Origin of the sequence: Hydrogenophaga sp. A37, assembly GCF_002001205.1 — a bacterium.
In the GTDB taxonomy this organism is placed as follows: domain Bacteria; phylum Pseudomonadota; class Gammaproteobacteria; order Burkholderiales; family Burkholderiaceae_C; genus Hydrogenophaga.
On record NZ_MUNZ01000161.1, the window covers coordinates 1 to 7,537 of the forward strand.

The following is a 7,537-nucleotide window of genomic DNA, read 5'->3' on the forward strand; positions in this document are numbered from 1 at the left end:
GGCGTACTTTGACGGGTTGGGGTTGCCGAGGCTGTCGTGACCTCAAACTCTCGAACCGCCCGGTGCGGACCCGCATGCCGGGTGGTGTGGCAGGGGTGCCTCCGTTATGGGGGCCCCCTATGCCGATGTGAATGGGTCACAGACAAAAGGGTCTCCGATGGCCAGCATGCGGGGTTGGACCCACATCACATTCAGGAGGAACCCATGTCCACTCAACGCACCCGTGCGCCTGTCGTCTGGCTCGCCGGCCTGGCCTGCACCCTGGGGCTTGGCACCGCGCCCCTGGCGTCAGCGGCCGCCACCCCAGCGGCTGCCCAGCGCCCGCCCAGTAAGGTCAGCTTCATCGATGCACCGTCCTCCGAAAGCCCCGAGGCCCGCAGCAAGCGCTTGAAACGTGAGTGCAAGGGCCGACCCAACGCTGGCGCGTGTCTGGGGCACACGCAATAGACATCGTGGGCCGGGCGGCTGCGATTGCACCAAACCGTGCAAAAAATTCAAAGGCCCTGAACGGTGCCGCCGCTACCATGGCGGCCATGAGTTCCAGCCCCACCGACGCCCCCCGCCAGTTGATCGACCAGGTGCGCGCCGCGACGGCCGCGCGCCAGGCGCTGCGCATCACCGGCGGCGACACCAAGGCCTTTTACGGCGAGTCCGTGACCGGCGAGCCGCTGTCCACGCGCGACTGGGCGGGCATCGTCAGCCACGAACCCAGCGAGCTGGTGGTCACCGTGCGCGCCGGCACACCGCTGGCCGAGTTGGAAGAGGCCTTGGCCGAACAAGGCCAGTGCCTGCCTTTCGAGCCCCCGCGCTTCGGCGCCGCGTCCACCATCGGCGGCGTGGTCGCGGCCGGGTTGGCCGGCCCGGCGCGGGCCACGGCGGGCGGCGTGCGCGACTACGTGCTCGGCCTGCAGTTCATCAACGGACGCGGCGAGTGGCTCACCTTCGGCGGGCAGGTGATGAAAAACGTGGCGGGCTACGACGTGAGCCGCGCCATGGCCGGGTCCATGGGCACGCTCGGTGTCATCACCGACATCAGCCTCAAGGTGCTGCCGGTGGCGCCGGGCGAGGCCACGCTGGTGTTCGCTCTGGGCCAACACGACGCGCTGGAGCAGCTGCACCGTTGGGGCGGCCAGCCGCTGCCGCTGAACGCCTCGTGTTGGGTGAAGGACGACACCGCGCCCGACGCGCCCGAGCTGCTGTTCGTGCGCCTGCGCGGCGCGGTGGCGGCGGTCGAATCGGCCTGCGAACGCCTGGGCCGCGAAGCCGGCGGCACCCTCATCGACAACGCACAGGCCGGGCCCGACTGGGCCGCCTGCCGCGACCAGGCACTGCCGTTTTTCAACGCACCGTCGGCCGACCTCTGCCTGTGGCGTCTCTCGGTGCCCCAGACCGCGCCGGTCATTGCCTTGCCGTGTGCGCAACTGATCGAATGGCAGGGCGCGCAGCGCTGGCTCTGGGCGCCGGCCTCGGCCGCAGATGAGATCCGCAGCGCCACCGCAGCGGTGAACGGCCACGCAACGCTGTTCCGCGCCGGGGCCGACGGCGCCCCTGGCGTTCCGCGCTTTGACCGCCAGACCGCGGTGATCGACACCATCACGCAACGCCTGCGAGGGGAGTTCGACCCGGCAGGCATCTTCAACCCCGGCCGTATGGGCTGATTGCGCTGGTCACTGCGCAGGCAAATGCGTACAATTATTTGTACGTAAAAATCAACCGGAGTCTTCCATGGAAGTCCTGAACTACAGCGAAGCGCGCGCCAACTTCGCGCACATGCTCGACAAGGTCAACGACGACCACGCGCCCATCCTCATCACACGCCAGGGCGGCAAGCCCGCCGTGCTGATTAGCCTCGACGATTTCAACGCCTGGCAAGAAACGGCCTACCTGATGAACTCACCCGCCAATCGCCGCATGTTGCGCGAGGCCATGGACGAGTTGGACGCGGGCGGCGGCACCGAGCAGACCCTGCAAGAGCCCTGAGCCGGCCCATGCAGAAAAGCATCCGCTTCTCGACCGCTGCTTGGGCGCATTACCAATACTGGATGGTGCAAGACAAGGCCACCCTGCGCCGCATCAACGCCCTGATCGCCGATGCCCAGCGTGACCCTTACAACGGCATCGGAAAACCCGAGCCGCTCAAACACGAATTCAGCGGCTGGTGGTCGCGCCGCATCGACCAGGAACACCGCATGGTCTACCGCTTGCGGGAAGAGACGCTGGAGATTGCGGCGTTGCGGTACCACTATGGCGAGTAAAGACTGTCCTCAACATGGCTGAACCGCACACCTACAGCGGCGACGGACAGACCGCAACGATTGCCGACCCGGACAACATCACGCGGGATGAGTGCTTGGCGTTGGCGCGGTGCGGGGCCGAGGCTTGGAATAAATGGAGGGGTGAATTCCCGGCGCGCTGGGTGGGAGGGGAGTTCGGGTACACAAATGTCGCTGACTTTTCAGAACAGGATCTTCGAAACACGCCTGTTGACCTTTCAGGATTTGTTTTCGGAGATGGAGCTACCTTCGAGAAAAGCCTATGGGGAGATGACGCCAGATTCTCTGGCGCACAGTGGGGTAGGGGAGCCAGTTTTTTGGGTGCGAAATGGGGTGATCGAGCTCGTTTTATCGGCGCACAGTGGGACCGCGGTGCAAGCTTTTGCGGTACCCGGTGGGGCCAAAATGCGGATTTCGGGGGGCGGACCTGGGTGGCCTTGCAGCCGGCGTACGGGAATCGATTTGAGAGGCAAAAAACTTGGGCCGAAGCGCGGGGACTGAACCCTGGGGCGTTTGTCGACATCAGCTTTGCGGGTGCGGAATTTGAAGGGTCGGTGAGCTTTCAAAACCGCCAGTTCACTGGTCGCACCGATTTTGGGGTGAACTTGGTAACTGGAGCACCTGTTCGTTTCGGCGGAGCACCGGAGTTTCACGGCTGTACGCTGCACCAGAACATCTCCTTTGACGGCGCGGTTTTTCCTTTACCTAACGGTAGCCTTGATGCTGCGCGCGCCTATCGAACGCTCAAGCTCGCCTTTGCTCAACAGCAGGCGACTCGCGAGGAACAACGCTTTTTTAAGCTTGAGATGGGAGAAGAAGCGAAGGCTGCTGAGAAACATCGCGACCCGCGGCGTTGGCTCTATACCGTCTATCGCGAATTTTCGGAATTTGGGTTTGGGGTTGCCCGACCAATGGCTTTGCTGGTCGCCGCATTGATATTGGCGTTTCTGCTGTACGCATGGCAAGCCGGTCTTGTTCCTTGTGTCCCTTCTGCGCGGAATTGCCGTGCGACCGGCCCACTTATCCAGTTCGCCGCAGCCCATGCGCTCCCTGGGTTTGAAAAGCTCGCGGAACCTGCCAGCAAAGTTTTGTTTGGCGATCAATTGGGCGTCTGGACCGTTCTCACCCTACTGCTTCATAAAGCCGTTTCCATCCTCGCGCTGTTCCTCATCGGCCTCGCCTTGCGCAACCTCTTCAAGATGAAATAACCAGAAACCGAGACATGCAAACCCAGCTCTCCCCCGAATACCAGGCGCGCGCCGATGGCCGTGCGGCCGAAGCCATCCTGCGCAAGTGCGTGCACTGCGGTTTCTGCACCGCCACCTGCCCGACCTACCAGCTGCTGGGCGACGAGCTGGACGGCCCGCGAGGCCGCATCTATCTGATGAAGCAGGTGCTCGAAGGGGCCGAGCCGACGCGCAAGACGCAGCTGCACCTGGACCGCTGCCTCACCTGCCGCAACTGCGAAAGCACCTGCCCCAGCGGCGTGGACTACGGCCACCTGATCGACATCGGCCGCAAGATCGTCGATGAAAAGGTGCCGCGCCCGGCGGGCGAAAAGGCGGTGCGCTGGCTGCTCAAGGAGGGCCTGCCTTCGCCGCTGTTCGGTCCCGCCATGAAGATGGGCCAGCTGGTGCGCGGGCTGCTGCCGGCCTCGTTGAAAAACAAGGTGCCGGCCAAACAGGACGCCGGGCGCTGGCCGACGCAGACGCACGCACGCAAGGTGCTGATGCTCGCGGGCTGCGTGCAGCCGGCGATGATGCCCAACATCAACTCGGCCACCGCGCGCGTGCTCGACGCGGCCGGCATCCAGACCGTGATCGCGCCCCAGGCGGGCTGCTGCGGCGCGGTGAAGTTCCACCTCAACGACCAGGACGGCGGCATGGCGCAGATGCGCGCCAACATCGACGCCTGGTGGCCCTTGCTGGAACAGGGCGTGGAGGCGATCGTGATGAACGCGTCTGGCTGCGGGGTGACCGTGAGGGAGTACGGCCACATCCTGGCCGACGATCCGACCCACGCGCACAAGGCCGCGCGGGTGAGCCTGCTGACCCGCGACCTGAGCGAGCTGCTGCCCGAACTGGTGCCGGTGTTGAAACCCAAACTCACGCAGCAACCCGACGCCAAGAAGGTCATCGGCTTTCACCCGCCCTGCACGCTGCAACATGGGCAACAGCTCAAGGGCGGTGTGGAGCAGCACCTGGCCGCGTTGGGCTTCACGGTGCAGGTGGCGAAGAACGAGGCGCACCTGTGCTGCGGCTCGGCTGGCACCTATTCGGTGCTCAACCCCACGCTGTCGTACCAGCTGCGCGACCGCAAGCTGGGCCACCTGAGCGAGCTGCAGCCCGACGTGATCACCAGCGCCAACATCGGCTGCATCACCCACCTGCAAAGTGGCACGGCCACGCCGGTGCGGCACTGGGTCGAGGTGCTGGACGACGCGCTGGCCTGACACCGGAAGGCATTTGTGCACGGTTCGGCGCCACCGCGGCGCCGGAATATTCACCCCGGTGTCATGCCGATGGGGTGTACAGCCTATAAGCTGGGGGCGCGTTGCCGTTTGCGTCCGGTACAGCGCTTTCTGTTCACGACGCCATCAAAGGATTGATCATGGGATTCTTCAGCAACATTCTGGAAAAACTGGGCATGAAAGACGCGGCCGCAGCGCCCGTCATCATCCCGCCGGCCGCCGCTGCACCGGCGCCCGCTGCAGCACCCGCCCCGGTGGCCGCCGCTCCGGCCGAGCCCGTGGTCAACTCCATCACCATGGTGGACGTGGTCGCCCTGCTGACCGAGAAGGCCGCCAACCACCCGGAAAAGCTCAACTGGAAAACGTCCATCGTCGACCTGCTCAAACTGCTGGGCCTGGACAGCAGCCTGGCCGCGCGCAAGGAACTGGCCAAGGAGCTCTACTGCCCCGACGAGCTGATGGGCGACTCGGCCCAGATGAACATGTGGCTGCACAAGAACGTGCTGGCCCACATCGCGGCCAACGGCGGCAACATCCCGGAAGAGCTGCTCTAAAAGGCTGAGCGTTCCCGGATGATCCCCGCGCTCGCCACCCTGCTCGTGTTCCAGCTGATCGGCGAGGCGCTGGTGCGCGCGCTGGCCGCGCCGGTGCCGGGCCCGGTGGTGGGCATGGCCTTGTTGCTGCTGGCGCTGGTGTTGCGGCCTTCGCTGCTCGGCGCCATCAAGCCCACCGCGCAGACCTTGCTGCAGCACCTCTCGCTGCTCTTCGTGCCTGCGGGTGTGGGCGTGATGCTGCACCTGCAGCGCCTGGGCGACGAGGCGCTGGCCATCGGCGTGGCGCTGGTGCTCAGCACGCTGGTCGGCTTGGCCAGCGCAGCGCTCACCATGGCGTGGCTGATGAAGCGCGTGGCGCCGCCCGCCGCCCCAGACACACCGTGAACGAGGGCCTGCCCCTCGCTGGTGTGGCGGTTGGCCGCCTCGCCGATGTCTGGGTCTACCTCTCCGCGTCGCCCTTGCTTGGCCTCACGGTCACGCTGCTGGTCTACCACGGCGCGTTCGTGACCTACCGACGCAGCGGCTTCCATCCGCTGGCCAATCCGGTGGCCCTGTCGGTGATCGTGCTCGGCGCCTTGCTCTGGGCCACGGGCACGCCCTACGCCACCTATTTCGAGGGTGCGCAGTTCGTGCACTTCCTGCTCGGGCCGGCCACGGTCGCGCTGTCGGTGCCGCTGTTCGAACAGCTCGCGCGCTTGAAGCGGCTCTGGTTTCCCATGGCTGCCGCGCTGGTGGTGGGCACGCTGGCCGCCACCGTCACGGCCATTGGCGTGGGCTGGGCGCTCGGCGCGTCCAAGGCCACCATCGCTTCGCTCGCACCCAAGTCGGTCACGGCGCCCGTGGCCATGGGCATTGCCGAGAAGATCGGCGGCCTGCCCACATTGACGGCCGTGCTCGTGGTGTGCACCGGCATCCTCGGCGCGGCGAGCGCGCGCCACCTGTTTGACGCACTGCGCATCACCGACCCCACCGTGCGCGGTTTCGCGCTCGGCACCGCGGCCCACGGGATCGGCACCGCGCGGGCCTTCCTGGTGAGCGAAGAAATGGGCGCCTTCGCCGGCCTCGCGATGGGGCTCACGGCGCTGTTCAGCGCGGTGGCGTTGCCCGTGGTGGCGGGCTGGTTGCTCAGCTGGATCTGAACCGGCGCAGGAAGGGGTGTGACAGGCTGCTGACACAGCGCTGTCAGCAGGGGGTCCGCAGAATCCGCAGCCTGTTCAATCACCCCCTGGAGAGACACATGGCACACGCCCTGAACTGGTTTGAAATTCCCGTCGCCGACATGGACCGCGCGATGCGCTTTTACGGCGTGCTCACCGGCCGTGGGCTGCGCCGCGAGGCCTTTGGCGGGCCGGGCGAGGAGCTTGGTGTGTTTGAGGTCGAGGGTGAAGACGATGTGAAAGGCGCCCTGCTCAAGAACCCGCGCTTCCAGCCCTCGGCGGACGGCACGCTGGTGCACCTGAACGCCTCGCCTTCGCTCGACGCCTGGCTGGCGCGCGTCCCCGCAGCCGGCGGCAGCGTGGCCCTGCCCAAGGTGACACTGCCCGACGGCATGGGCTGTTTCGCCCACATCATCGACAGCGAAGGCAACCGCGTCGGTCTGCACGCGCTGGCCTGAGATGGCCCACCCCCGCCGCGCTGCGCGCGACCCCGGGGCGGCACTGGCCGTCCGGCAAAGCCGGCCCGGCGGTGCCCTGAGCTGCACCGTCCCCGGCCCCATGAAAACGGATGCCGCTGTGGATAAAAACGGCATGGGTCCTCCTGAGCACGAGCCTCGCCACTGGATCGCGGTCGCCAGCGCCGAGCACGCGCTGCGGGGGCGCGACCACGCCCCCATGGGCTTCATGCAGGTCTGCCACGGCAAGCGCGCGCCGCTCCAGCGCCTGCGCGCTGGCGACGTGGTGGCCTACTACGCACCCGCCCAGACCATGGGCGGCAAAGACCGGCTGCAGAGTTTCGTGAGCATCGGTGCGGTGTTGCCGGGCGAACCCTATGCGGTCGACATGGGCGGAGGTTTCGTGCCGCACCGCCGCGATGTGCGCTACGTGAGCGCGCAGCCCGCTCCCATCGGGCCTTTGCTCGACGAACTCGGCTTCGTCGAAGACCGGCAGCGCTGGGGCCACAAGTTCCGTTTCGGCCTGTTCGAGGTGTCTTCGGACGACATGCGTCGGATCGCTCGGGCCATGCGGGCGGATATGGCGCTGCTGGGTCTGGCAGAGGCCGAGGCCACCGCACAATAAGCG

The 7,537-nt window shown here is 66.4% G+C and carries 11 protein-coding genes; all 11 read left to right on the forward strand.

The window, feature by feature from the left end:
• Nucleotides 1-204: 204 nt before the first annotated feature.
• Complete coding sequence (locus B0E41_RS26815) at nt 205-447, forward strand: hypothetical protein (protein ID WP_143433960.1); 243 nt, start codon at nt 205-207, stop codon at nt 445-447.
• Nucleotides 448-524: 77 nt separating this feature from the next.
• Entirely contained in the window at nt 525-1,658 is a 1,134-nt protein-coding gene (glcE, locus tag B0E41_RS21885) for a glycolate oxidase subunit GlcE (protein ID WP_077334445.1), read from the forward strand.
• Between the two features lie 67 nt (nt 1,659-1,725).
• Nucleotides 1,726-1,980 (forward strand): type II toxin-antitoxin system prevent-host-death family antitoxin, encoded by a 255-nt coding sequence (locus tag B0E41_RS21890; RefSeq protein ID WP_077334447.1) that lies wholly within the window; start codon nt 1,726-1,728, stop codon nt 1,978-1,980.
• Nucleotides 1,981-1,988: 8 nt separating this feature from the next.
• On the forward strand, nt 1,989-2,255 hold the full coding sequence (locus B0E41_RS21895) for a Txe/YoeB family addiction module toxin (protein WP_077334449.1): 267 nt from the start codon (nt 1,989-1,991) through the stop codon (nt 2,253-2,255).
• A 14-nt stretch (nt 2,256-2,269) separates the two neighbouring features.
• The gene (locus B0E41_RS26820; RefSeq protein ID WP_143433961.1) at nt 2,270-3,481 is read left to right on the forward strand and encodes a pentapeptide repeat-containing protein; all 1,212 of its coding nucleotides are present in this window, start codon (nt 2,270-2,272) and stop codon (nt 3,479-3,481) included.
• A gap of 14 nt (nt 3,482-3,495) precedes the next feature.
• Nucleotides 3,496-4,725, forward strand: a complete 1,230-nt coding sequence (glcF, locus tag B0E41_RS21905) for a glycolate oxidase subunit GlcF (protein WP_077334453.1) — start codon at nt 3,496-3,498, stop codon at nt 4,723-4,725.
• A gap of 158 nt (nt 4,726-4,883) precedes the next feature.
• Nucleotides 4,884-5,297, forward strand: coding sequence for a DUF3597 domain-containing protein (locus B0E41_RS21910; RefSeq protein WP_077334459.1), 414 nt, complete (start codon nt 4,884-4,886; stop codon nt 5,295-5,297).
• 18 nt (nt 5,298-5,315) lie between these two features.
• On the forward strand, nt 5,316-5,681 hold the full coding sequence (locus tag B0E41_RS21915; protein WP_077334455.1) for a CidA/LrgA family protein: 366 nt from the start codon (nt 5,316-5,318) through the stop codon (nt 5,679-5,681).
• Between the two features lie 23 nt (nt 5,682-5,704).
• Entirely contained in the window at nt 5,705-6,436 is a 732-nt protein-coding gene (locus B0E41_RS21920; protein WP_077334461.1) for an LrgB family protein, read from the forward strand.
• Between the two features lie 98 nt (nt 6,437-6,534).
• Nucleotides 6,535-6,912, forward strand: coding sequence for a VOC family protein (locus B0E41_RS21925; RefSeq protein ID WP_077334457.1), 378 nt, complete (start codon nt 6,535-6,537; stop codon nt 6,910-6,912).
• A gap of 1 nt (nt 6,913) precedes the next feature.
• Nucleotides 6,914-7,534 carry an EVE domain-containing protein gene (locus B0E41_RS21930; RefSeq protein WP_363352379.1) on the forward strand — a complete coding sequence of 207 codons (621 nt, stop codon included), beginning with the start codon at nt 6,914-6,916 and terminating at the stop codon, nt 7,532-7,534.
• The last annotated feature ends 3 nt before the right edge of the window (nt 7,535-7,537 follow it).

What these genes read in the sequence shown, in the direction of transcription:
- B0E41_RS26815 (WP_143433960.1), top strand. Translation starts at nt 205, where the DNA reads ATGTCCACTCAACGCACCCGTGCGCCTGTCGTCTGGCTCGCCGGCCTG.
- glcE (WP_077334445.1), top strand. Translation starts at nt 525, where the DNA reads ATGGCGGCCATGAGTTCCAGCCCCACCGACGCCCCCCGCCAGTTGATC.
- B0E41_RS21890 (WP_077334447.1), top strand. Translation starts at nt 1,726, where the DNA reads ATGGAAGTCCTGAACTACAGCGAAGCGCGCGCCAACTTCGCGCACATG.
- B0E41_RS21895 (WP_077334449.1), top strand. Translation starts at nt 1,989, where the DNA reads ATGCAGAAAAGCATCCGCTTCTCGACCGCTGCTTGGGCGCATTACCAA.
- B0E41_RS26820 (WP_143433961.1), top strand. Translation starts at nt 2,270, where the DNA reads ATGGCTGAACCGCACACCTACAGCGGCGACGGACAGACCGCAACGATT.
- glcF (WP_077334453.1), top strand. Translation starts at nt 3,496, where the DNA reads ATGCAAACCCAGCTCTCCCCCGAATACCAGGCGCGCGCCGATGGCCGT.
- B0E41_RS21910 (WP_077334459.1), top strand. Translation starts at nt 4,884, where the DNA reads ATGGGATTCTTCAGCAACATTCTGGAAAAACTGGGCATGAAAGACGCG.
- B0E41_RS21915 (WP_077334455.1), top strand. Translation starts at nt 5,316, where the DNA reads ATGATCCCCGCGCTCGCCACCCTGCTCGTGTTCCAGCTGATCGGCGAG.
- B0E41_RS21925 (WP_077334457.1), top strand. Translation starts at nt 6,535, where the DNA reads ATGGCACACGCCCTGAACTGGTTTGAAATTCCCGTCGCCGACATGGAC.
- B0E41_RS21930 (WP_363352379.1), top strand. Translation starts at nt 6,914, where the DNA reads ATGGCCCACCCCCGCCGCGCTGCGCGCGACCCCGGGGCGGCACTGGCC.